19 protein-coding genes and 2 tRNA genes are annotated in these 22835 nt (G+C 49.9%); 9 read left to right on the top strand and 12 right to left on the bottom strand.

Going from position 1 to position 22835, the window contains the following annotated elements:
* Window positions 1-108: 108 nt before the first annotated feature.
* Window positions 109-783: an MTAP family purine nucleoside phosphorylase gene (locus ACHZA2_RS15195; RefSeq protein WP_319580404.1), complete on the bottom strand. Its 675-nt coding sequence runs from the start codon at window positions 781-783 to the stop codon at window positions 109-111.
* Window positions 784-939: 156 nt separating this feature from the next.
* Between ACHZA2_RS15195 and ACHZA2_RS15190 the strand changes: the two genes are divergently transcribed.
* A tRNA-Ala gene (locus tag ACHZA2_RS15190) sits at window positions 940-1011 on the top strand.
* Window positions 1012-1048: 37 nt separating this feature from the next.
* Here the strand turns inward: ACHZA2_RS15190 and ACHZA2_RS15185 are convergent.
* The 4 genes from ACHZA2_RS15185 to pyrH all read right to left on the bottom strand — a co-directional run bounded on the left by ACHZA2_RS15185 (window position 1049) and on the right by pyrH (window position 3264).
* Complete coding sequence (locus ACHZA2_RS15185; protein ID WP_319538038.1) at window positions 1049-1564, bottom strand: GNAT family N-acetyltransferase; 516 nt, start codon at window positions 1562-1564, stop codon at window positions 1049-1051.
* A 220-nt stretch (window positions 1565-1784) separates the two neighbouring features.
* Entirely contained in the window at window positions 1785-2429 is a 645-nt protein-coding gene (gene nth, locus ACHZA2_RS15180; RefSeq protein ID WP_319538039.1) for an endonuclease III, read from the bottom strand.
* A gap of 10 nt (window positions 2430-2439) precedes the next feature.
* Window positions 2440-2514, bottom strand: a tRNA-Pro gene (locus ACHZA2_RS15175).
* 42 nt (window positions 2515-2556) lie between these two features.
* Window positions 2557-3264, bottom strand: a complete 708-nt coding sequence (gene pyrH / locus ACHZA2_RS15170) for a UMP kinase (protein WP_319538040.1) — start codon at window positions 3262-3264, stop codon at window positions 2557-2559.
* Between the two features lie 122 nt (window positions 3265-3386).
* Between pyrH and amrS the strand changes: the two genes are divergently transcribed.
* Complete coding sequence (amrS, locus tag ACHZA2_RS15165; protein WP_319580403.1) at window positions 3387-4418, top strand: AmmeMemoRadiSam system radical SAM enzyme; 1032 nt, start codon at window positions 3387-3389, stop codon at window positions 4416-4418.
* On the top strand, window positions 4415-4945 hold the full coding sequence (locus ACHZA2_RS15160; RefSeq protein ID WP_319580402.1) for a Mut7-C RNAse domain-containing protein: 531 nt from the start codon (window positions 4415-4417) through the stop codon (window positions 4943-4945). The genes amrS and ACHZA2_RS15160 overlap by 4 nt, the downstream gene beginning before the upstream one ends.
* Here the strand turns inward: ACHZA2_RS15160 and ACHZA2_RS15155 are convergent.
* Window positions 4903-5370 carry a winged helix-turn-helix domain-containing protein gene (locus tag ACHZA2_RS15155; RefSeq protein WP_319580401.1) on the bottom strand — a complete coding sequence of 156 codons (468 nt, stop codon included), beginning with the start codon at window positions 5368-5370 and terminating at the stop codon, window positions 4903-4905. The genes ACHZA2_RS15160 and ACHZA2_RS15155 overlap by 43 nt on opposite strands.
* Before the next feature lie 136 nt (window positions 5371-5506).
* Here ACHZA2_RS15155 and groES point away from each other — a divergent pair, with 136 nt between their 5' ends.
* Both groES and groL read left to right on the top strand, forming a co-directional pair.
* Window positions 5507-5779 carry a co-chaperone GroES gene (gene groES / locus ACHZA2_RS15150; RefSeq protein ID WP_319580400.1) on the top strand — a complete coding sequence of 91 codons (273 nt, stop codon included), beginning with the start codon at window positions 5507-5509 and terminating at the stop codon, window positions 5777-5779.
* 12 nt (window positions 5780-5791) lie between these two features.
* Complete coding sequence (gene groL / locus ACHZA2_RS15145) at window positions 5792-7402, top strand: chaperonin GroEL (RefSeq protein ID WP_319580399.1); 1611 nt, start codon at window positions 5792-5794, stop codon at window positions 7400-7402.
* Between the two features lie 7 nt (window positions 7403-7409).
* On the opposite strand, the gene ACHZA2_RS15140 is transcribed toward groL, so the two are convergent.
* From ACHZA2_RS15140 to ACHZA2_RS15130, 3 genes are all read right to left on the bottom strand, one after another.
* On the bottom strand, window positions 7410-7628 hold the full coding sequence (locus ACHZA2_RS15140) for a hypothetical protein (protein WP_319580398.1): 219 nt from the start codon (window positions 7626-7628) through the stop codon (window positions 7410-7412).
* Window positions 7629-7673: 45 nt separating this feature from the next.
* The gene (locus ACHZA2_RS15135; protein ID WP_319580397.1) at window positions 7674-9485 is read right to left on the bottom strand and encodes a S8 family serine peptidase; all 1812 of its coding nucleotides are present in this window, start codon (window positions 9483-9485) and stop codon (window positions 7674-7676) included.
* Between the two features lie 67 nt (window positions 9486-9552).
* Complete coding sequence (locus tag ACHZA2_RS15130) at window positions 9553-12324, bottom strand: S8 family serine peptidase (RefSeq protein ID WP_319580396.1); 2772 nt, start codon at window positions 12322-12324, stop codon at window positions 9553-9555.
* Window positions 12325-12433: 109 nt separating this feature from the next.
* Between ACHZA2_RS15130 and ACHZA2_RS15125 the strand changes: the two genes are divergently transcribed.
* On the top strand, window positions 12434-13762 hold the full coding sequence (locus ACHZA2_RS15125) for an AIR synthase-related protein (protein ID WP_319580395.1): 1329 nt from the start codon (window positions 12434-12436) through the stop codon (window positions 13760-13762).
* A gap of 20 nt (window positions 13763-13782) precedes the next feature.
* On the opposite strand, the gene ACHZA2_RS15120 is transcribed toward ACHZA2_RS15125, so the two are convergent.
* The gene (locus tag ACHZA2_RS15120) at window positions 13783-15345 is read right to left on the bottom strand and encodes a tetratricopeptide repeat protein (protein WP_319580394.1); all 1563 of its coding nucleotides are present in this window, start codon (window positions 15343-15345) and stop codon (window positions 13783-13785) included.
* A 139-nt stretch (window positions 15346-15484) separates the two neighbouring features.
* Here ACHZA2_RS15120 and ACHZA2_RS15115 point away from each other — a divergent pair, with 139 nt between their 5' ends.
* Window positions 15485-16978, top strand: coding sequence for a helicase HerA-like domain-containing protein (locus ACHZA2_RS15115; RefSeq protein WP_319580393.1), 1494 nt, complete (start codon window positions 15485-15487; stop codon window positions 16976-16978).
* A 31-nt stretch (window positions 16979-17009) separates the two neighbouring features.
* Here the strand turns inward: ACHZA2_RS15115 and ACHZA2_RS15110 are convergent, their stop codons facing one another.
* Window positions 17010-17147, bottom strand: a complete 138-nt coding sequence (locus ACHZA2_RS15110; protein WP_319580392.1) for a hypothetical protein — start codon at window positions 17145-17147, stop codon at window positions 17010-17012.
* 180 nt (window positions 17148-17327) lie between these two features.
* Between ACHZA2_RS15110 and ACHZA2_RS15105 the strand changes: the two genes are divergently transcribed.
* Complete coding sequence (locus tag ACHZA2_RS15105) at window positions 17328-18146, top strand: hypothetical protein (RefSeq protein ID WP_319580391.1); 819 nt, start codon at window positions 17328-17330, stop codon at window positions 18144-18146.
* A 68-nt stretch (window positions 18147-18214) separates the two neighbouring features.
* On the opposite strand, the gene ACHZA2_RS15100 is transcribed toward ACHZA2_RS15105, so the two are convergent.
* On the bottom strand, window positions 18215-19540 hold the full coding sequence (locus ACHZA2_RS15100) for a tetratricopeptide repeat protein (protein WP_319580390.1): 1326 nt from the start codon (window positions 19538-19540) through the stop codon (window positions 18215-18217).
* A gap of 388 nt (window positions 19541-19928) precedes the next feature.
* Here ACHZA2_RS15100 and uvrA point away from each other — a divergent pair, with 388 nt between their 5' ends.
* Window positions 19929-22781, top strand: coding sequence for an excinuclease ABC subunit UvrA (gene uvrA / locus ACHZA2_RS15095; protein WP_319580971.1), 2853 nt, complete (start codon window positions 19929-19931; stop codon window positions 22779-22781).
* The last annotated feature ends 54 nt before the right edge of the window (window positions 22782-22835 follow it).

The raw sequence follows: 22835 nt of genomic DNA, 5'->3' as shown, positions 1-22835 counted from the left end.
TCCTCCTTCGTGACTGACGGCTAATCATAGGGTCTGTTTCAGAGCGGATAAAACCTATCTTATTCACAATCCGGAATTATTTTCATCATACCACTGCCGGGCATATATTCAGGCACACCGGGAGATAATAGCCTGTAGCATCGAGCCGGTTCGCTCTTTGTATAACCTGGCATTCGCAACGATCTGATCGTAGGTGACCTCTTTACTTGCTATACCGTTTGCATAGTTGTCAACAGTACAGATTGCAGCCAGGGGAATGTCAAGTTCCCGTGCTATTGTTGCTTCTGATGCAACAGTCATACCAACGAGGTCCGCGATCCCAGCCATCCATCTTATCTCAGCCGCGGTCTCTATCCGTGGGCCATCGGTCTGAATATAGGTACCACCAATACGGGCATCGGGCACTGCTTCAGCAAGACGGCTGATCAGATCACGCGAAAACTCAGGACTGACATGTCCTATGGAGTGGTTGAAGATGGTTGAAGATGCGGAGAGGGAGATGTAATCATCAGGAATAACCAGACTACCTGGTGGGATAGAGGACTGGAGTGATCCGGTTGAACCTATGGCAACAATCCGGTCCACTCCAAGAACGGCAAGGGCTGACATATGAGCGCGATACGCGATCTGATGAGGAGCACGCCTGTTCTGGTGTCTGAGGAGAAGCGCAATGCCAGTTCCCAGAAGAACCTCTGACGATCCATACGGAGTATGGACTATTTTTCTATTCAAATCCCCGAATGAGAACTCAAGAAGCGATGTTCCACCAATAATTCCCAGCATGTTTCCCCGTGCAGACTCTGTCAGGAGTTGTAGCTACATTATTTATTGGTGTTCATTACTCATATCAGATGATGCAGACGGGTTCTGAATCTGTGCAACCACCCAATTTAGAGAAATGACAGAATATATATGGAAGTTCATACAACCTAGTAAGGCGGGCCGGTAGATCAGTGGTAGATCGCTACCTTGGCATGGTAGAGGCCGCGGGTTCAATTCCCGCTCGGTCCATACTCGCATCTCTTTTGTTTGTTCAGATTAAAAAAAGTTAAAGGTTCAGCCAATAGGCTATCGAACCTTCTTCAGAACCATTCCCTGTCAGAACGAACCCGCTCTTTTCAAGAACGCGGATTGATCCGATAAGAGAAGGGAATGTACAGGCTTTGATGCCGGCAATATCAGGATTTTTTCGGACCTGACTAATCATCACATGTACAGCTTCTGTTGCATACCCCTGCCTCTGAAATTCTTCAAGGACAGAGTATCCGAGCTCGGGAATACTATCCGGGCCAAGCACAAACCCACCACTCCCGATAAGAACCCGGTCATCCGATATAATCCCGGTTCTTACCCAGTAGTACGCATATAACCTGCTCCCTCCTTCAGCTGTCAGCAGTTCAATAAACTCTTTCAGAGTCTCCGGAGGAAGCAGAGCAGGGGGCCACGAGTCAGGCACCCGGGCACGCAGATGGGAACTGAATTCATTGCGGGAGTGTAGATCGGCATAACAGAGTTCAGCAGTGACGGGAATGAGTTCAAGTCGTTTTGTAGTGAGTGTGATCATCTTCTTCAGTATGTGTTCATATTTTTTAGCGGTACAAAGCATCCGCTCACAGAAGATGAAACAGGGACCTGGAAATTATAATGATAATCTGAAACTGCCAGCTCACCTGATATTCATGTCTGCACACACAGATGCGGATGAATATGAGATTGCCATGGCATCACCACACATAGGTAGAGCAGCAATCAGGAAATACATGCCGTAACAAGATGCAAATTTATTAATGAGATGATGATGCAAACCTGCAGAGCGAAGAGAGAACACACAGGCTGCAGGCTGGTTTCCTGGCCTGACATATCTTTCTGCCGTGGAGAATAAACAAGCCGTTGATATCACCCCAGACCTCTCTTGGGAACAACTTCAGAAGATCCTGCTCAATCTGGTTGGGATCTTGGTGATCAGAGAGGCCAAGCCTTCCAGATAGTCGTCCCACATGAGTATCCACGGCAATCCCGTCTGCCCTGCCAAACCCGTGATGAATCACGATGTTTGCAGTCTTTCGACCAACACCAGGGAGCGTTATCAGCTTATTGATCTCATCAGGAACCTTTCCGCCAAATGAACTCATCAGAGTCCGGGCTGCAGCGATGATGTTGCGGGATTTCGCCCGGTAAAACCCGGTTGGGTGAATGATGGATTCCACATCCTCCTGATGGGCAACAGAAAGTGAAGCAGGATCAGGATATCGTGTAAAGAGTTCTTTTGTTACCAGATTTACAGTCCGATCCGTAGTCTGGGCTGAAAGAATAGTCGCGATGAGGATCTGATAGGGATTTTCAAAATGAAGAAATTCATCACGTGATGAATCAAGATCATACTCATTGGACAGGAGGCGGAAGATCGTGCAATGCACAGAAGAATCCATAAAACAGAAATGGGGTAACGCAGATTTGAACTGCGGTCAAAGCGTCCCAAACGCTCTAGGATGGACCAGGCTACCCTATTACCCCGTGCGCTACTAATGTTAGCACACCACTCATTTAAGCGTTTGGTTATGTGAGCGGAAGCGGGCTCACTCCCTCTCTGCTTACAACAGTTCCCCTGCAGATACCAGCCTCAACAGCATTGAGAAGCGCTACAGGGTCTCTCCCGTCAAGCACGATCAACGGGATACCGCACCGTTCAACCATCTTTACTGCAACGACATCCATGACGGTATTCATTCCAGCCACTGCCTGCTGATGAACCACAATCTCAAGAAGTCTTGCAGGGGTGATCATCTCATACCGTTCCGCCGAAGAATCACTTCTCGGATCTGCAGAGTAGATCCCATCTACCGATGTCAGATTAAAAAACACAGAGGCCCGGGAGCGTTCTGCCAGGACCGCAGCAACTGCATCGGTGGTCTGACCAGGAGTAACACCACCCATGACAACGATCTTTCCTGACTCAGCCGCGGCAAGCGCTTCGGTATGATTCTCAACCACCTTTGGCCAGGCAGAATCTTTCAGTGCCTGAACCAGGAGGGTGGCATTTAGCCGGGTAACGAGAATTCCAAGTTCATCGGCAGATGCATCATCGACACCAAGTGATCGTGCAACAGTAATATAGCGTCGAGCCTCACCGCCGCCGCCCACCACAACAAAAAGACGATGAATTGATGCAATTTTCTCAAGAACAGGGATATAAGGTTTAATATTAGGTGAGTCGAGCCCAGGCATGAGGATCGAACCACCCAGAGACAGAACAATGGTGGACATTCAACCCGATATATTTCATGAAAAGGGGGATATAGGTTGCCGTCAGAACTGATGGCTGGCACACAGGTACTAGGCCATCACCACAATATCAGTTCCACGCCAGAACAGGGGAGAAGTAGCAGATGAGTGGATCATATTTCCAGGAGAAGGAAGCACTTCAATATACAACCGGACCAGATGATTCAGTGAGATGCTCACTCTGCAATCACCGATGTCATATTCCTGATCAGAAGACAGGACGGTGCGGAGTCAGGAGAAACCACAAAGGCAGACTTATCGCAGGCACATATGCCCGTGTCTCGGCAGAGGCAATCGATCCCATCGAAAAGAAACCCCTGAATCACTTTCTACCAGGAACACTCTCATACTCCCTTGGGAGCATCGGTTGTAACTTCTCCTGCACACACTGCCAGAACTGGCATATTTCACAGCCGGACCATATCGACAGACCGCTTCAGATGATTCTTCCTGAAGAAGCAGTCAGAAGAGCACAGACTCATGGCTGTGCATCAATTTCATGGACATATAATGAACCTACCTTGTGGTATGAGTATACAAGGGATATGGGAGTCCTCGCTCACCGCGAAGGCATGAAGACGATCTACGTGACCAACGGGTACATGACCGATGAAGCACTGAGTGAACTGGCCCCGGAACTTGATGCATGGAGGGTGGATTTCAAAGCTTTTTCTGATGAGTTCTACCGATCGGTGTGCAAGGCACGTCTGCAGCCGGTACTTGATACAACAATGCGGGCAAAAGAACTCGGGCTCCATATCGAGACTGTAACCCTGGTAATACCGGGCCTGAATGACAGCATGGAGGAGATGGATGACCTGATTGACTGGGTTATCACAAATCTCGGACCTGACACACCGATGCATTTTACCAGGTTCCACCCAGATTTCCGCATGACTGAAAGGCCGGCTACACCGATAAGAACCCTGGAAAAGATCTACGAACTTGCTAAGGAAAAAGGGCTCAGGTATCCTTACCTTGGAAACGTGGGAGGGCACAGGTATGAGCATACCTACTGCCCGGAATGTGGAGAGATCGTGATCAACCGGGCAGGATATTCTGTACATACTGAGAACCTAAATGGAACCCATTGCGCCCACTGTGGTGAACCAATCGCAGTGAGCATAAAGAGATGACAGAAGGGCCTTCAGAACCGAGGTTTATCTGTGACCGGATGGTTGGATCGCTCTGCAGATTTCCGCGTCTTCTAGGGTATGACACCCTGAACGCAAATGATCTTCCTCCAGGAAACCTGAAAGAAGACACAATTCTGCTCAAGACTGCCAGTTCAGAGAATAGAATTCTGCTCACCAGGGATGCAGATCTTGCACACCGAGATCAGGACCTTGTTCTTTACCTTACAGGAGAACGACTTGAAGATCAGATCAGAGATCTGATCATGGAAGGATTGATCGTACCCGATCTCAGGCTTACCCGCTGCTCGGTATGCAATACCTTCCTTATCCCGGCATCAGAAGCAACCCCCGGCGTGTGCATGAAAGAAGTTCAGGAGATCATACCATGCTCTCCACTTGAAGCTGATAAGATAACCTGGTGTCCGTATTGCAAAAAGGCGTACTGGGAGGGGTCACATACCAGGAAAATGAGAGAACAGATCCATCAGATCTCCTTTTTGAGGGAGGATGGAAGGACCAGTGCATGAGACTCTGCTACACTCCGGACTGATCCAGGCAGCCCCATCATGGTGTCTATCTCTGACGCCACTTTTTCAAGTTCGTCAAATATCCGGTCAGCATCCTTACGCAGTTCCTGAACTGAGTCACGCATACTTCTCCCACGAAGGTGAATGAGCCTACGGTTCCGGTAGATCACCCCTGAACGTGAGAGGTTGCGGATGTGGTGGTTAACCCTCCCGGTTGTGATTCCTAGAAGATCTGCAAGCTGTTCTGAGGCTATTCCTTCCCTTCTTGACGACTCCTCAAGAAGACTCAGCACAATCCGTATTGATAAATCTTCAACATCACGACCTGATGAAAGACCAAGGGTGTCACAGAGCCAATAGGCCTCCTGCTTCAGATCTTTTAGATCCGGTTTTGGCAGGTATTGAAGAACTAAGCGCTGATGCATAAAATGTACTCTCGATCATTCTTTTTTCGATCGATATGATATCAACTTTATTGAGATGATATCAGGAGTGAAACTAAAATATATATAGAAGTAATAATCAACATCTAAATGTAGTATTCATTTGAAGGAGATCAGTATGTCGATTACACCTATCGGACCACGGGTTTTAATCAAGCCCTCTAAACAGGAAGAAAAAACCAAGGGTGGCATCTATATCCCTGAATCAGCAAAGGAAAAGAAGAAACAGGGAGACGTCATTGCAGTCGGTACCTTCGAGGACGGAAAAGACCTCCCACTCAAAGCCGGAGACAAGGTCATCTACGGTGGATACAGCCAGGAAGAGGTTGAGTTTGAGAAGGAAGACTACATAATAGTCGAGTTCAAGAATATCGTCGCTAAGTTTGACTGAGGAGAATAAACTATGGCAACCAAACAGATTATGTTCAGCGAGAACGCCCGTCACGCACTGCTTGAGGGCGTTAACAAGGTCGCAAATACCGTAAAGATCACACTCGGTCCGAAAGGGCGCAACGTTGTTCTTGACAAACCGGCCGGCCCGGTTGTCACCAATGATGGTGTCACCATCGCCAAGGAGATCGAGCTGAAAGACAAGTTCGAGAACATGGGTGCCAAGTTGATCAAGGAGGTCGCCTCCAAGACTCAGGACACCACCGGAGACGGAACTACTACTGCAACCGTTCTTGCCCAGGCAATGATCGCCGAGGGCATCAAGAACATCACAGCAGGTGCAAACCCAATCGAGATCAAGAAGGGTATTGACCGGGCTGTTGAGACCGTTGTAGCAGACCTCAAGAGCAAGACGATCGAGGTCAAGGACAAAGACACAATCAAGCGTATCGCTGTCATCTCTGCAAACAACGACGAGGAGATCGGTGGGCTGATCTCTGACGCGATGGAGAAGGTCGGATACAACGGCGTCATCACCGTCGAGAACTCCAAGACCCTTGACACCAACCTCGAACACGTTGAAGGTATGCAGTTCGACCGCGGGTACATCTCCCCTTACATGGTCACCGATCAGGAACGCCGTGTTGTCGAGTTCGACGAACCACTGATCCTTCTGACTGACAAGAAGATCAGCAGCGTGAAGATGCTCGTCCCTGTTCTTGAGATGGTCGCATCCACCGGAAAGCCACTGCTGATCATCGCAGATGACATTGACGGAGAGGCACAGACCGCACTTATCCTGAACATCATCCGTGGAGCCATCAAGGTCTGTGGAGTCAAGGCACCAGAGTTCGGAGATGTCAGAAAGGACATGCTCGAAGACCTCGCCATCCTCACCGGTGCAACTGTCATCACTGAGACCAGAAACCTGAACCTTGAGGATGTTACCATGGACATGCTCGGACAGGCACGGGCAATCAAGGTTGACCAGGACAAGACAACCGTTGTCGGTGGAAAAGGCAAGAAGAGCGACATCGAGGCACGGAAGAAACTGATCGAGTCCCAGCTCAACGTTGCAGAGAAGAAGTACGACAAAACCACCCTTCAGAACAGGCTCGCCAAGCTCGGAGGCGGTGTTGCTGTCATCAAGGCAGGAGCAGCAACCGAGACTGAGGTCAAAGAGAAAAAGATGCGTATCGATGATGCACTGAATGCAACCAAGGCAGCAGTCGAGGAAGGATACGTTCCTGGCGGTGGTGTCACACTCTTCCGTGCAGCAAAGTCACTCGACACGCTGAAGATCGAAGACGAGCAGATGATTGGTGTAAACATCGTCAGACGTTCACTTGAAGAGCCGCTCCGCCAGATCGCCAGCAACGCAGGCCGCGAAGGTGCAGAGGTTATCTCGACGATCAAGGCAAACAAGAGCGAGTCATTCGGATACAACGCCAAGAAGGATACCTATGAAGACCTTCTCGCAGCAGGTGTCCTCGACCCGACCAAGGTTGTCAGATCAGGTCTCCAGAACGCTGCCTCAATTGCAGGAATGCTCCTGACAACAGAAGCAGTTGTTGCCGAGTTTGATGATGAGAAGGACAAGATGTCCAACGCAATCATCATCTAATCTTTTTTTACGAGATTCTTTTCTTCTGCCGATCTTTCACTGAGTTCATATACATAACCAGAAAGACCAGTGAGAAACTGAAGCAGAGCACAGCCCCGATAATCAGTTTCCATCTCATATCAGCAGCAGTATCGCCACTCAGTGCAGTCCCGATAAAGATGAGCCCGATCACCAGAGATCCTGCAATCTCAGAGCCATACAAAAATCGTTCCCCGAGGGCAACCATTGCTTTTCTGTTCTCCTGCTTCTGCTAATAGCTTTTCTGTTTTCATCAGGGATGATAGACAGCACCTGCATTCATATACACCCAGTAGGCCGAGAAGGGTGAGAGCATCCGCGAGTCTGAGTGAGACCCGTTTGCTCCTGGGATGATAGCAGGATCGTAGTTCTGCATGGTGCTGTTATACTGGAGGAGTGAAACCCAGTTCTTTGAGAGTGATACAAGGGCATCCTTTGCACTCATGGGCGTCAGGTTTGGTGATCCCACCAGATTCCAGCCAGTACTCATATTGAGTACACGGGTCCCGTTCCGATTGTCCAGAACCAGCGGCAGTGATGTCTGCCGATCTGAATAGAGCAGGAACCCTTCAAGAGGAGTGAAGTTGGTCTGCTTTTCTACAGCAACCCAGTCCTGGCTGACTGCATTGAACTTCCAGATGGTATGTCCCTCAGTGTTGATGCCCTGAAAGAGATCGCCACCAGTCTTTCCTGACGCAGGATACGAAGGTACTGATACAAAGTTCCAGCCAGGGTTTAGGTTGATCTCAATACCACCCTTTCCCAACGAGCCACTGCGTTTGATCTGCTCTGATCCCGATGACTGGTTTATTGGTTCTGTGTTTCGGCCTTTCGTATGTTGCTTCTCTGCTTCGGCTGTTGCAGCCCCTGCATTCAGAAGGCCGTACCCATAATAGATATCGCGTCCTGTCCTTCCAAGATCGTGTGAGGTTGATTCAAGGATTGATCTGATCTCTTCATTGCTCAGATCAGGATTGACATCCGTGATCAAGGCAGTGGTACCTGCAACAAGTGCGGCTGCCGGGCTTGTTCCGGTTGCAGTCTTTGTCGTGTTACCAGGCCACGCAGAGATCACACCCTCTCCAGGAGCTACGAGATCGACAAAGATGCCATAATTTGAGAAGTAGGAGAGGCCATCGGTCTTTGCGGTAGAACCTACAGAGATCACATCAGAATAATCTGAGGGGTAATGACCCTCGTTAGATGCTTCATTTCCGGCAGGGGCAATGAGGATACAGCCTTTGCGGATTGCATACGAGATCGCTGCTTCTTCGGCAGGTGACTGACCCGATCCTCCATATCCCATCAGGATGATCCTGGCTCCATTGTCTGCAGCATGCTGAATTGCCACAGCAGAGCGTGAGGCAAAGATACCGGATGTATTTGTTCCGACCCGTTCAGGAATGAGAGAGATTTTTTTTTCGACAGATAAATTCTGCCCGGCCCCTGTGATGGCGCAGACAATACCTGCAAGAAATGTGCCATGCCCGTCGGTATCCTGCATCGCTGAACTGTTATCTACCCAGTCAAATCCTTGTGAACTGATGAACGGTTTCAGCCCTGAATGGGAGACGTCAACGCCGGTATCAAGAACAGCAACCGTAACAGCGGATGATGAACCAGGCTTTACCATACTCCATGCCCGAGGCATATCAGTCCGGTTGAACGCCCACTGGTCAGAGATGTTGACATCTGATGTAGGGGTGCCTGAGAAGGAATCAGGGATGCGGACAGGGTCCTGTTCAACACTGCTCACTCCTGAAATTTTGAGAAGCTCATTCTGGTAGAAAGAAGAGTTGTTGACTGGAATCTGAACAACGAGGAAATTCAGTTGTGGTGCACGAAGGACTACGGTGCAGTTTTCTACAACTGCAGAATTGTTTAGTGATGAGAGATTTATCGGGGATTCCATACCGGATGCAGTATAGAGGATGACCCGCTCGGTCTCCTCCAGTATAGCCTGATCACCAAAAGCCGGAGAGATCAGCCAGCAGATTAGTATTGATATTATCAGAACGATACGGCTTGCGCTATATCGCCTGTAGTATGTTTCATAAGACCCCACTATGAACTACCCAGGTACTCTGATCTCGGCATGGAGACAGATAAGTTCTCCCGTTCAGACCCAGGCATCAGGGAATGATAATACCAGGACAGTTCATATAAATCCAGAAACCTTCTGTGGGATAGAGAAGCCGGGCATCAGAATAGGCACCAGTTCCGCCGTTTACAATCACCTGGCGGAACTGCTGTTCCCTTGAATCATAAACCAGGACATATGACCAGGATGATCCAAGAGGAGCGAGAAGATCTGATGCCGTGAGGGTATTTCTTCCCGGGATACCCAGCGGGTTCCATCCTACAGAAAGGTGACGTGCAGTCATGTTTCTACGGTCATCATCATAGGTAAGGGAGATGTCGGTCCTGTTCGCCGCATGAACCCAGATCACGTCCATCTGGTGAAGGAGATCTCTGGTCCCCACCGGATCCCAGTGCCGGGTATCAGGGGAGTACCGCCAGATGGTATGGCTTGTTGTATTTACACTCGAAAAAATAATCCCGGTATTGTTCCCTTCTTTGAGCGGAAAGGGGATTGAGATCATGTTCCACCCCGCGTACAACGCAAGAGTTTCAGGCTGCTCCATCTCTCTCGGCTTTGACAGGCGGGAGTCATTTACAATAGGGCAGGGGTCTGAAGACCGGTTTACTGTCTGCCCGGCAGGAATAAGGAGGCGGGCATCAGGCACTCCAAACCCGGTGTCCGGGTGCCACCCTGTGGCAGAAGACGGAGTGGCATTAAGGAGTCTGCGTTTCACCTCATCTGCCTTCAGTTCAGTATTTGCCTCCCAGAGCAGGGCACTCATACCTGCAATATGAGGGGCAGAAGCACTTGTCCCGGAGAATGATCCGAGAATTCCCTTTCCCGTGCTCACAAGGATGTTGTCAGGCGCAGAGAGTTCAGGCTTCTGTCTGAGTTCAGGTGCAGGGTACTTTATCGTGATCGGACCACGAGAGGAGTACGGTTCAACTGTAGTTTTATTCAGATCTGGAATCACTGCTCCCACCGATATCGCTTCAGGAACAGCCTGCTGACCGAACATCGAGTCTTCAGGGACGCAGGGATCCATCAAGACCTGGCTTCCCCCAAGAGGCAGAACATACAGTTCGATCGTCCGGTTCTCTCCTCCTGCCTGGACAACCCTGACATAGAAATCTTTTGAGGAGTCGTTCTCGTTTACAAACCGGCAATACTCCATCGGGTCATCATCCCCGTCCTGAATCTTTACACTTCTCCCAATCTCCCTCGTTTCATCGTTGTAGAGGAAGAGATCATAATTGTTTGATGATTCAGAGAACCGGTCATCCCACTGAAGAATTACATGGCCTGCCGAATGTGGTGGAGCAGTAAACTTCAGATCCTTCGAGCCGTTTGCACCCTCGAAATCATGCCAGAGATATCCCTGGTTCATGTATCCGCTGAATGGTGCCTGGTAGTGCTCCCGGGCAAAGTTACCGGCAGACGTGATATACAATATGTCATACGAGAGAATCCGGTCTCTGATATTGCGGGCGATGTACCCGTCTTCAAAGAACGGCTCAACATAGGTGATGTCATCACAGATGATCCTGCACCCGTCACTGATCAGACGATCCATGGCCTGCACAAACTCGATCTGACTTGAACCACGATCAGAGAAGAAGAGTTCTGCATCAGGGGCGATATCATGCACAACCTGGAGCATCGCACTCCCCTCGTCACCCCCAATCTTGTTACTGAGTACATGTATGTTTGAGGGCAGCTCTCCGGCGGCAACCACTGCATCAAGACTGGTTACGCCATCTGAAATGATACCAACCTTCACTCCCTTACCTGAAAGATTCGTTGTGTTCCTAATTTCACAGGTATGAAGAATGTCATCCCCTTCGGTAGTGACATATGACGTAAAGGCAGGGAGTTGTGACATGACGGAGAGGACTGCAGGTTCTCGTGCAAGCCGTGAGAGATTCTGGATACTCAGCCAGCCTGAAACCCTGCCATACCGGCTGTCGGTCCCTGCATTGCTGAAGAAGGACTGGATTGGTTCAACAGATGATCCTAAACTCATACTGGTTGTGATCATCACCTCGCTCTGATTCCCTTTTGAACCCCTTAGTTCTCCGGTTGCCCGCATCAGGTCTGCCGCATTGCCCGACGACTGACCGGGAGAGAGATAGTGATCATCGAGGAGTTGAACCAGATCGGTTGAGAGTTTTCCTTTCCATGCGGTCTCTGATGCAAACGTTCTCATGCCGATATCTGTAGGGTCTGTCGGATCCGACGTCTCCGCTGATAGTACTGATGAATTCTCGGGCGTCTGGTTCAGATGGTTATCAGCACCAGATGTACGTGACAGGTTCGTTGGTAGTATCATTCCTGAACTGACAGGCGAAAGGACGGTATGTATTTCCCTGACTTCAGGGAGGGACGAGAGATTGGAGATCCGATCGGTTCGTACCCATCCGGTCATCAGGCCGAAACCGGGATCTGCTCTCGACTCATTCAGGTACCGGGTGACGTTGATGAGAGAACTGTCCTGAACCAGAGTGAGGGTAACATGAACTTCTGATCGGTTCTGTGAATCAAACCTGATCTGGCCAAGGAGTTCCATCTCCCGGGTCAGGGCTGCAGTGGTACTGCTTGAGGGAGAGGCAGATGGATCGACCAACTGGAGTAGATCACTCGATAGTTTATCTCTCCAGGAGTGAGTGGCAGGCAGATCAGATGCATGAGAACTATCTGAAAAGAAGTCTGCAGATCCTCCAGCGGTATAATTATCGTCAGCAAAAACCTGAACCGGAAAAAGGTATACCAGAAGTACGAGAGAGAAGATCAGCAGAGATCCACAAGTATGAGATTGCATCATCTGTTCGGCCCCACCAGGAGACAGGTTCTGCAAAGAACCTGTACTATAGAGATAGTCAGGAAAGGATATCAAGAAGACTTATTTATCAGCAGTGTGCGAATCTGGATGCATGGATGTTGAAGGCTATGTCCGGCGAAATATGAAATCCGGCCGGGCAGAGGCTGAAATAATCAGGGATCTCTCATCACGAATCCGTGAGATCAAATCTGTATCCCAGGAATATGCAGAGCAATTTGCGCATGCTGTCATCACCGAAGTAAAGAATACTAGCGGTCTTACCAGTGAGCTTCTCAGCTGCACTGAAGCAGGTGTGGCGATGGGAGAATTCGGTGTTGGTTCACGAGGGACCGGAGATTTTTATGCACACCGCAAGATCGCTGAGATCATCGGAAAGACCGGGGCAAATGTCGGAGTCGATGAGATGGATGATGCCGGCGTTGTCGAGGCAGGTGGGAGATATATAATCAGCACCGTGGACGGGATGCACTCACGTCTCAGTGATTTCCCGTTCCTTGCCGGATTTCACGTGACCAGGGCAACACTTCGCGACTGTTATGTGATGGGTGCAAAGCCGGTGATGCTTTTTTCAGATATTCATGTCGCTGACGACGGTGATGTCTCTAAAATATTTGACTACACTGCCGGAATCACAACCGTTGGAGAGGTGATGCAGGTCCCGCTTGTGTCAGGATCGACCCTGCGAATAGGCGGGGACATGGTCATCGGAGAGCGTCTCACCGGTTGTGTCGGGTGCGTCGGGGTTGCTGATCATATCACCGCCCGCAGAGAGGCAAGACCTGGAGACATCCTGCTGATGACTGAAGGGGCAGGAGGAGGAACCATCGCAACCACCGCCCTGTATTACGGATTTCCTGACATCGTGGACAGGACCATCAACCTCCAGTTCCTCAAAGGTGCCGATTCCCTGCTGAAAAGCGATGTGCTTCACCAGATTCACGCGATGACCGATGTGACCAACGGGGGACTCAGAGGAGATATCTTCGAGATGGCAGAGACAGCAGGATGTCGGTTCATCGTCGAGGAAGAACAGGTCCTGGGACTGGTTGATCCGGTTGTCAGAACGATGCTCGAAGAACTGGAGATCGATCCCCTTGGTGTATCGCTCGACGCAATGCTGGTGGTCGCTCCTGAAGAGACTATTCGCGAGGTTAAGGGTGTATTAGAAGGGGCAGGTGTCAGGGCTGCAGAGATCGGTCGGGTTGAGAAGGGTAATGCAGAACCGGTTCTTATCAGAGATGGTAAGGAGACAGAGTTCAGACCACGGTTCAGAGAGGCAGCATACACTCCCCTTAAAAAACTGGTAGACAAGGAGAGCCGTGACTTTGAAGAGATGCGTGCAGGAGTTGACCGGGCAGCTACAGCAGCAATGTCAAAGAAGAACCGGATGATCGAGAGGATCGGAAGACTCCACAAATAAACGAAACAACTTGTCCGGCATTAGTCATGGACAAGTCTGCTCTTGATCTTTCCGGTTACACTTGGATCAAGACGCCGTGCCTTACTCATGGTCTGGAATGCCTCTTGTTTCATCCCTAACTCATCCATCACATGGGCTTTCCAGACAAGGGCTTTTACAAAGTCCGGCTTGATCGCCAGTGCCTGATCAAAACTTGTGAGTGCCTCCCTGAGCCTTACAAGGACCGTATAGATCTGCCCGAGATGATACCAGGCATCTGCACTGTCAGCATGAACGGAAATCGCCTGCTGAAACGATCGTATTGCTTCAGAGTTCTGGTGCAGTGATTTCAGAGCTCTCCCCCGGTTCAGGATGGCTCGGTATTCATGTGGATTGCGGGAGATTACCCGATCATAACACTGGACAGCCTCTTCCAACTTACCTACCCGGTGGAGAAGTACGCCCTTGTTATACCATGCCCTCAGGTCGTCAGGGTTCTCTTCGGTTACATGTGCATAAAACTGGAGCAGATCCCCGTACCGTTTCAGTTTTCGCAGAGCCTGAACACGGTATGAGGTGACCTGTTCATCATGGGGGTTCAGGAGCAGGGATCGATCAAACCGTTTCAAGGCATCCTGATATTTATCGAGTCCCATATAGGCAAGACCCATCAGGGTCCAACCGGTACTCTGCAGTGGCTCTGATGTTGTCATCTCGTGTGCAGAATCGAGACCCTCCTCATACAGGCCCTGTTTGATATATCCCATGCTTCGCACATAGAGAGCGATGTGATTATGAGGAGAGAGCGATAAAAGCCGTCTTGCAGATGTGACTGCCTCTGAGTACCGGCCTTCACTGAGGAGGGCACGGGACTTCATCTCCCATGCAGGAACATGATGTTCATGTTGCTCCAGAAGTTGATCTAGCAGTGATATGGCATCAGCATACCTCTGTGTCCTGATCCTGCAGTATGCCATGAGGAGCAGGGCACGGACATTTCGCGGATTATCAGTGACAAGGATCTCGAGATCATCAAATGCATCATTGTACTGCTGCAGGTACACCTTGCAAAGACCGGAGAGAAACCTCGAGCGGGCATGTGCAGGATTCTTCTGAAGTACTTCAGAAAGTTGTATGAGGGAGTCTGCATAGTTACCAGTCCGGTACCTAAGGTATGCCAGATAGTAATGTGCTGTGTTGCTGGTTTTTTCGTAGGTTGCTGCACGCTGGAGGCTGCGATCTGATTCATCCCCCTGGTTCAGATACAACTCAACAATTCCTTTGTATAACCAGGCTGTGCCATCATCAGCATTCAGGTTGAGACTCATCGTGATGAATGGCGATGCCTTATCCCACTCATGCTCAAGGATGAGTTGTCTCGCAGTTGTAAGATAGGGATTTACATCGGGTACCGGCTTTGCTTCGCCTTCAGAAGGTTCAAGAAAGCCGGCAAGCTCCTCAGGTATTGTACTGGAGATAAAGCGGGTGTCAGTCTCTTCAAGTTCACCGGGTATCTCATGATCAACTGATATTGGTTCAAACAGACGCTGCTCTTCTTCTTTTACTACCTCTATCGGTTCATCCTGAGGAGGAAGCACACCCATATACTGGTATCTAACGACTTCAGGAGACAATAATTATTCGATTGAAAAGGATGCCATAAGCGATCAGGAGGAAAAACAATGACGGAGCAGTCCCTGGCGGCTATAACCTTTATGCAGTTATCATGCTGATACCTCTTCCATGGCAGATCCACTTCTGATTGCAAAGGGAGGGACTGATGTCACAATCCTCCCTGAGATGATCAACCGGCACGGTCTGATAGCAGGGGCAACCGGTACAGGCAAGACCGTGACCCTCCGTGTGATCGTTGAGAGTCTCAGCAGGATCGGTGTGCCGGTCTTTCTTGCCGATATTAAGGGAGACCTGTCCGGCATCGCAATGGAGGGAGGGGGAAATCCAAAGATCGATGAACGGATCAAAAAACTTGGTCTCACCGGCTTTTCATATGCAGGATACCCGGTGATTTTCAGGGACCTGTTCGGCGAGAACGGTCATCCGGTCAGAACCACCATTTCAGAACTGGGTCCGCTGCTGCTCGGCCGCATCCTTGATCTGAATGAGACCCAGGCCGGTGTTCTCTCTATCATCTTCCGGGTTGCTGATGACAACGGGCTCCTCCTTCTTGATCTCAAGGATCTCAGGGCAATGGTAACATATGTATCAGACCATGCTGCCGAGATCAAGGGAACATACGGCAATGTCAGTACCAGTTCGACAGGGGCTATTCAGCGTGCTCTTCTTGCACTCGAGGATCAGGGTGCAGACCAGTTCTTTGGCGAGCCGGCACTTGAGATTGATGATCTGATCAGAACTGCGGATGGGAAAGGGGTGATCAATCTCTTTGCTGCGGAAAAACTGATGCAGTCCCCGAAACTGTACTCTACGTTTTTACTCTGGCTTCTCTCTGAACTCTATGAGCAGCTGCCTGAGGAAGGTGATCTTGAAAAACCGAAGTTTGTCTTCTTCTTTGACGAGGCACATCTGCTCTTCAAGGATGCACCAAAAGCCCTCGAAGAGAAGATCGTTCAGATTGTCAGACTCATCAGATCCAAAGGGGTCGGGATCTATTTCATCACCCAGAGTCCGTCAGATATCCCTGAAGATGTGCTCGGACAACTGGGAAACAAGGTCCAGCATGCACTCAGGGCAACAACCCCGAATGAAGAGAAGGCAGTCAGAACAGCTGCCAGGTCGTTCAGGCAGAACCCGGCATTTGAGACAGAGAAAGCGATATCAGAACTGGGAATAGGGGAGGCACTTGTATCCATCCTCGATAAACAGGGCTCACCAACGCCTGTAGAACGGGCTTTCATTGTACCTCCGACAAGCCGTTTATCACCTCTTTCACCTGAAGAGAGGAAGAAGATCATGGCTGCTTCTCCAGATGCCGGGAAGTACGATACTCCGGTTGACCGGGAATCTGCGTATGAAAAACTGGCTGCACGAACAGAGGCTGTATGCGGGGGGCCGGCTGTGACACAGCGCAAGAACTCTTCAGAAAAATCCAAGAAAGAACCTGTACGAAAAACAACACCACGAAGCAGGAAAGAAGATCAGCCTGCTGAAATCGTAGGGGACATCGCTGTTTCTGTTGCGAGGAGCATAGGTACCCAGGTGGGCAGGGAACTTGTCAGGGGGCTTCTCGGATCGCTTGGTGGGACAAAAAGAAGATGAGAGGATGGGGCACGGCTCCTCATTATTCTGGTTATACACGGAGTCCTGACTTGTAGTCATAACTCTTCTGGAAGATCTTTATTTTTCGGACTATGTATGAGGTATCAATCCAGGTATTCTCAACCGCTGTCTTGTTACGGTTCTCCCGGGAACTATCACGTGCTTCCATGATACTGCCATGTATCGAGGTCCTGACAACCTCTTATTCATAGCCATCGGTAAAATTCCCATCATGAGAAGAACAAGAATTTACCTAATCTCTCGTCAGAACCACGACCCTGGGATCAGATCTGACATAAGACACAACGGTTATCTGCAATAATTGGTGAGTTTATGCAGAGGTGTACAGATGCAGAAGATCCTGTTTCAAATTATCATTTTCACGCTCCTTCTTGTAGTACCGGTTTCAGCAGGGACACTGGTCTCGCTTACCGGTTCCTTCTCCGAAGCATGGAATAACGGAAATATTCCATCCCCTGCTCCGGGAGTTATGGTCATTCCTGGCGGACCGGGAATCCTTACCATTACAACAATCCAGGAACCGTTTTATAAAGCAGGGCTGGAAGACGGGCCGACACAGGTACGATACCAGAACTCACAGACTCCCGGACTGGGTCCTGACATCGGTATGTACCTTGGTGATACTTTTTACCAGAAAGGTGCTGATATCGGTTCGGTCAAACGCGTATCCGAGGAAATCCCGCTCAACAGGGTCACCCGCTACTTCACCTGCCTGGATGGCGGAAAAAGTGTGAGTGTCCAGGTACTTCCGGCAATAGAGGCAAACACAAACCATCAGTTGGCTAATAAAGTCAGTTACTCTGCTGCATGGGAACCGCTACAAGATGGCCGGGCAACCGAACCCGGTTGTGACATATCTGGCGCATGGAAGACAAACAAGGGGAATGTCACCCTGGTAGAGACAGGGTATTCTCTTCGTGATGTCAGCATAGATGGATCTTATACCGGAAAACAGAAGGGATCATTCCAGGGAATTATGTCCGGACCAATCCTCACCGGAACCTGGTCTGAACCTGAAACAACAGGACGATCAAATTCAGGCAGGTTCACATTCTTCTTCAGAAATGACTGTTGTGCATTCACCGGAACCTGGGGAACTGGAGAGAGTGATACCAACGGTGGTGAGTGGTCAGGAGTGAGATACTGATTTTGTGTTTGAAACTCTGACACAGAAGAAATAGATTCAACCCAGGACTTTTTTTCCAGAAAAAGGGGTTATGAGATTACTCCACCTTTGTATGCAGATGAAAGGGCTTTCCTGACCTGGACTGACGGACCGTTATCAGGTTTAATATCGAGGGTAAAGGTGTCTCCTGCACGTGGGCGTGAGTCTTCAGGAATACTCAACGTGATCAGTTGCTGTTCACCAGGGTTGATCGTTCCTGATGCAGGCAGAACCTTGGTGAGCTTTACCGGTGTTCCATCATTAACAGAGAACATGTAGGTGATCCGGTTCATGTCCTGAGGTGATCCGGTAGCCTGTTCACGAAGAGTAAGCGAGAACTCCTGGAGTTCTCCTGAGTAAAACCCGTTTATTGATCCTTCAACAGCAAGATTGGAGGTAGCCTCACCAGACTGAGAGGCGACGGCCGAAGAAGATCCTGAATATCCGGGTGAAGGATTTGCAATAATCCCGCCACGGTAATTATCTGGAAGAGATGTTGTATAGGTTGCAGGCTGCCCTGTGGGTGGCCGGATCTCAAGGGTGAACTTCTCCCCACCACGCGGCTGCTGTTCGGCTGGAATCTGCAACGTGACCTCCTGTTCATCCCCTGGCTTGATGGTACCTGATGCCGGGTTTGCCGGAAGTACAGTCACCGGATCCATGGTACCGGCTGCCCAGAGATAACTGACACGTGGCAGGTACTGGGGCTGACTGCCATCAGTCAGAACAATCGTGAAGGTCAGTTCTGAAAGCCCTTTGGTATATTTTCCATTCAGATCACCGCTGATAACAAGGGTTGGCTGAAGACCACCGGCCGAATTGGAAGGATCAGGTTCATTCCCTGACACAGTCTCATTTGAGATACCGGCCTGTGTTTCATTTTCTGATGGAACTGATGTCTCATCAGGAACAACTGTGGGAACCGGGGTGATCGGATGGGAAGGGGATGGGCTGTGACTGCCGAAGAACGAGGGGATGATGAGCAGATAGACCGCAAGAGCTGCCACAAAGATGAGTACAACAGCCGGGATGAGGAACTTCTGATATGGGATCGTAAGGGCGCTCAGCCCTTCTGGTTGGTGATCCATCTTTCGGTCCTCTTCAGGCGGACTAATCTTTTTGAATGCTTTTGTAACGATCTGATCGCGGTTCTGTTCGTATGAGAGATTACCGGGATCATATTTGAGGGCATTCTCATAGCAGGTAAGGGCCTCTTCCAACTGGCCAAGCTTTGAATACGTAACACCCAGAGCATTCCATGCCTTGTGATTCTGTTCGTTTGTTGCAACAGCTTTCTGCAGTATCTCTATGGCTTCCTGATATCGCCCATCACGAAAGGCTTTCATCCCTTCATGAAATGAATCATCTAATCCCATTATCCCATCCTGAAACGGAGTGATGTACATATTATCCGGAGATGGTTATTAGGTTCCTGTTCATGCATGACTAGCCTGACAAACAGGATTATCCCATCAATACCTAGTAAGTTCAGGCCATCCGGATAAAACGCAGAATCGGATAAAAACACCAGATTCAGGCGATTTAAAATTGCTCAAAAAGTATAATCGTGCCATGCGGCTCATAGTAGGCAGATGATTTCGGAGAGCCATACTACCATCCCCGGAAAAAAATCGGGTAATTCACCAAAACTATCAGGAAACTTCAGAATTATTCCTGCCCAGACTGTAAGGAGGGAGATTAATTCATCCATCTGATGGCGGAGTTGTTTTAAAAAACACTCCGGGACAAACAGGCGGACGACTTCTGATAAAAGGAGCACGAGAGCATAATCTTAAAAATATTACCATTGCAATCCCGCGTGATGAACTGGTTGTCATCACAGGTCTCTCTGGATCAGGAAAATCCACCCTCGCCTTTGATACGATCTATGCTGAAGGTCAGCGCAGATATGTAGAATCTCTCTCATCGTATGCAAGGCAGTTCCTCGGGCTGATGAACAAGCCAGATGTGGACAGTATCGAAGGGCTTTCACCTGCTATCTCAATCGAGCAGAAATCTACCAGCAAAAACCCACGCTCAACCGTTGGTACAGTCACCGAGATTTACGATTACCTTCGTCTGCTTTTCGCCCGTATTGGTATTGCCTACTGCCCAGAACATAACCTCCCCATCATCGCCCAGTCACCGGAGAAGATCGCTGAGAAGATAGAAGAGGATCTCTCCGGGATGATCACCATCCTTGCCCCGTTAGTCAGGAAGAAGAAGGGAACCTACCAGCAACTCTTCAAAGATCTCAACAAAGAGGGATTTGCCAGGGTCAGGGTCAACGGTGAGATCTACCGGACCGAGGACGAGATCGTCCTTGAACGGTACAAGATGCACACCATCGATCTCGTTGTTGACCGGATGGACCTTTCAGACCACTCACGCATTGTCGAGGCTGTGGAGCAGGCGACCGCGAGGTCAGACGGTCTCGTGATCGCGTTCGGAGAAGACGGAGTAGATCACCTCTACTCGGCAAAGATGGCATGTCCGGTCTGTGGCTTGACCTTTGAGGAACTTCAGCCACGAATGTTCTCGTTCAACAGCCCCTTCGGTGCCTGCCCAGAATGCAAAGGGCTCGGGATCAGGATGGACTTCGACTCAGGTCTTATTATTCCTGACAAAGAAAAGTCCATCGCAGACGGGGCCATCGCCACGTACCGGAATTTTCTCGACGGGTACCGTTCACAGCTTGTCGGAGCAGTGGCCGAGCACTTTGGGTTTACTATTCACACACCGATCAAGGATCTGACACCGAAACAGTATGAAGTTCTGATGTTCGGCTCACCCGAACAGATCAACTTCCACATGAGTTACAAGCAGGGGCAGGGAACCTGGTCACACAAAGGAACATGGGAAGGACTGCTCCCTCAGGCAGAACGGCTCTACCAGCAGACCGAATCTGAGTACCGCAAACGCGAACTCGAAAAGTTCATGCGGATCAGTGAGTGCCCGGTATGTCACGGGAAACGGCTGAAGGAGACGGTGCTTGCCGTCCGGATAGCCGGACACTCGATCGTGGATGTGACCGATCTATCGATTACGTCATGTATCAGGTTCTTTGAAACGATCCAGCTTACCGACAAGGAACGTGAGATCGCACAGCAGGTGCTCAAAGAGATCCAGTCACGTCTTCTCTTTCTACAGCGTGTCGGGCTCGGGTATCTTACACTCTCAAGGACTGCAGGAAGCCTTTCGGGAGGAGAGGCACAGCGGATCAGGCTCGCAACACAGATCGGTGCAAATCTCATGGGTGTGCTCTATGTGCTTGATGAGCCGTCGATCGGACTGCACCAGCGTGACAACAACCGGCTGATCGAGACACTCCGCCAGCTCCGTGACCTCGGCAACACGCTCATCGTGGTTGAGCATGACGAGGACACGATCAGGGCTGCAGACTGGGTGATAGACATGGGACCCGGTGCAGGTACCCATGGTGGGGCAGTCGTGGCAGAGGGAACACCTGATGAGATCGAGAAACATCCCGATTCACTCACCGGGGCATACCTGTCAGGGCGGATGATGATAGAGGTTCCGCAGAACCGCAGAACCAGCAAGAGATTTATCACCATAACCGGATGTCGGGCAAACAATCTGAAAGGAGTATCTGCCAGAATTCCGATGGGCACCCTTACTCTCGTGACCGGAGTTTCAGGATCTGGAAAATCTACCCTCATCTATGATACGCTGTATCCTGCCCTTCAGAAGGCGGTATACAACTCACGGGTCGATGTCGGGGCTCACGATGAACTCATCTTTGACGAAGAGGTCGACAAGGTGATCGTCATCGATCAGTCACCTATCGGCAGAACTCCGAGGTCTAATCCTGCAACCTACACCAAGGTCTTTGATGAGATCAGAACCCTGTATGCAGAGACCAAAGAGGCGAAAGTCCGGGGATATAAATCAGGACGTTTCTCGTTCAATGTGAAAGGAGGACGCTGTGAGGCCTGCCAGGGTGACGGGCTGATCAAGATCGAGATGAACTTCCTGCCTGACGTGTACATCGAGTGTGAGGAATGCAAGGGTACCAGGTACAACAGGGAGACTCTCGAGGTTAAATACAAGGGAAAATCCATCGCTGATGCCCTCGCCATGAGTGTCGAAGAGGCCATGGAGATCTTTGGGAATATCCCGAAGATAAGAAACAAACTGCAGACACTGCTCGATGTCGGTCTCGGGTACATCAAGCTCGGCCAGAGTGCAACTACACTCTCCGGCGGTGAAGCACAGCGGATCAAACTGACCCGTGAACTCTCAAAGCGGGCCACCGGTAAAACCGTGTACCTGCTTGATGAACCGACGACCGGGCTTCATTTCCATGATGTACGAAAACTGATTACTGTGCTTGACGGGCTTGTTGAAAAAGGAAACACGGTCCTCGTTATCGAGCACAATCTGGATGTCATCAAATCGGCTGACTACATCATTGATCTCGGTCCTGAGGGAGGGGATGCCGGAGGAGAGATCATCGCAACCGGCACACCTGAAGAGATAGCCCAGGCTACAAAGAGTCATACCGGAATGTTTCTAAAAAAGCTCCTGCCCACCCAGGAGACAACATTAAAACCAAAACCAGTGAAAAAGCGAACCCAGACAAAAAAGAACAAATAACACAACACTCTTTTTCATCTGGATCAGGAAAAATACGACGAGAATATCTGCAGC

Origin of the sequence: uncultured Methanospirillum sp. (assembly GCF_963668415.2) — an archaeon.
In the GTDB taxonomy this organism is placed as follows: Archaea; Halobacteriota; Methanomicrobia; order Methanomicrobiales; family Methanospirillaceae; genus Methanospirillum.
This window is presented reverse-complemented; position numbering and strand designations above follow the sequence as displayed.

What these genes read in the sequence shown, in the direction of transcription:
- ACHZA2_RS15195 (WP_319580404.1), bottom strand. Translation starts at nt 783, where the DNA reads ATGCTGGGAATTATTGGTGGAACATCGCTTCTTGAGTTCTCATTCGGG.
- ACHZA2_RS15185 (WP_319538038.1), bottom strand. Translation starts at nt 1,564, where the DNA reads ATGATCACACTCACTACAAAACGACTTGAACTCATTCCCGTCACTGCT.
- nth (WP_319538039.1), bottom strand. Translation starts at nt 2,429, where the DNA reads ATGGATTCTTCTGTGCATTGCACGATCTTCCGCCTCCTGTCCAATGAG.
- pyrH (WP_319538040.1), bottom strand. Translation starts at nt 3,264, where the DNA reads ATGTCCACCATTGTTCTGTCTCTGGGTGGTTCGATCCTCATGCCTGGG.
- amrS (WP_319580403.1), top strand. Translation starts at nt 3,387, where the DNA reads ATGAGTGGATCATATTTCCAGGAGAAGGAAGCACTTCAATATACAACC.
- ACHZA2_RS15160 (WP_319580402.1), top strand. Translation starts at nt 4,415, where the DNA reads ATGACAGAAGGGCCTTCAGAACCGAGGTTTATCTGTGACCGGATGGTT.
- ACHZA2_RS15155 (WP_319580401.1), bottom strand. Translation starts at nt 5,370, where the DNA reads ATGCATCAGCGCTTAGTTCTTCAATACCTGCCAAAACCGGATCTAAAA.
- groES (WP_319580400.1), top strand. Translation starts at nt 5,507, where the DNA reads ATGTCGATTACACCTATCGGACCACGGGTTTTAATCAAGCCCTCTAAA.
- groL (WP_319580399.1), top strand. Translation starts at nt 5,792, where the DNA reads ATGGCAACCAAACAGATTATGTTCAGCGAGAACGCCCGTCACGCACTG.
- ACHZA2_RS15140 (WP_319580398.1), bottom strand. Translation starts at nt 7,628, where the DNA reads ATGGTTGCCCTCGGGGAACGATTTTTGTATGGCTCTGAGATTGCAGGA.
- ACHZA2_RS15130 (WP_319580396.1), bottom strand. Translation starts at nt 12,324, where the DNA reads ATGATGCAATCTCATACTTGTGGATCTCTGCTGATCTTCTCTCTCGTA.
- ACHZA2_RS15125 (WP_319580395.1), top strand. Translation starts at nt 12,434, where the DNA reads ATGGATGTTGAAGGCTATGTCCGGCGAAATATGAAATCCGGCCGGGCA.
- ACHZA2_RS15120 (WP_319580394.1), bottom strand. Translation starts at nt 15,345, where the DNA reads ATGGGTGTGCTTCCTCCTCAGGATGAACCGATAGAGGTAGTAAAAGAA.
- ACHZA2_RS15115 (WP_319580393.1), top strand. Translation starts at nt 15,485, where the DNA reads ATGGCAGATCCACTTCTGATTGCAAAGGGAGGGACTGATGTCACAATC.
- ACHZA2_RS15110 (WP_319580392.1), bottom strand. Translation starts at nt 17,147, where the DNA reads ATGGAAGCACGTGATAGTTCCCGGGAGAACCGTAACAAGACAGCGGTT.
- ACHZA2_RS15105 (WP_319580391.1), top strand. Translation starts at nt 17,328, where the DNA reads ATGCAGAAGATCCTGTTTCAAATTATCATTTTCACGCTCCTTCTTGTA.
- ACHZA2_RS15100 (WP_319580390.1), bottom strand. Translation starts at nt 19,540, where the DNA reads ATGGGATTAGATGATTCATTTCATGAAGGGATGAAAGCCTTTCGTGAT.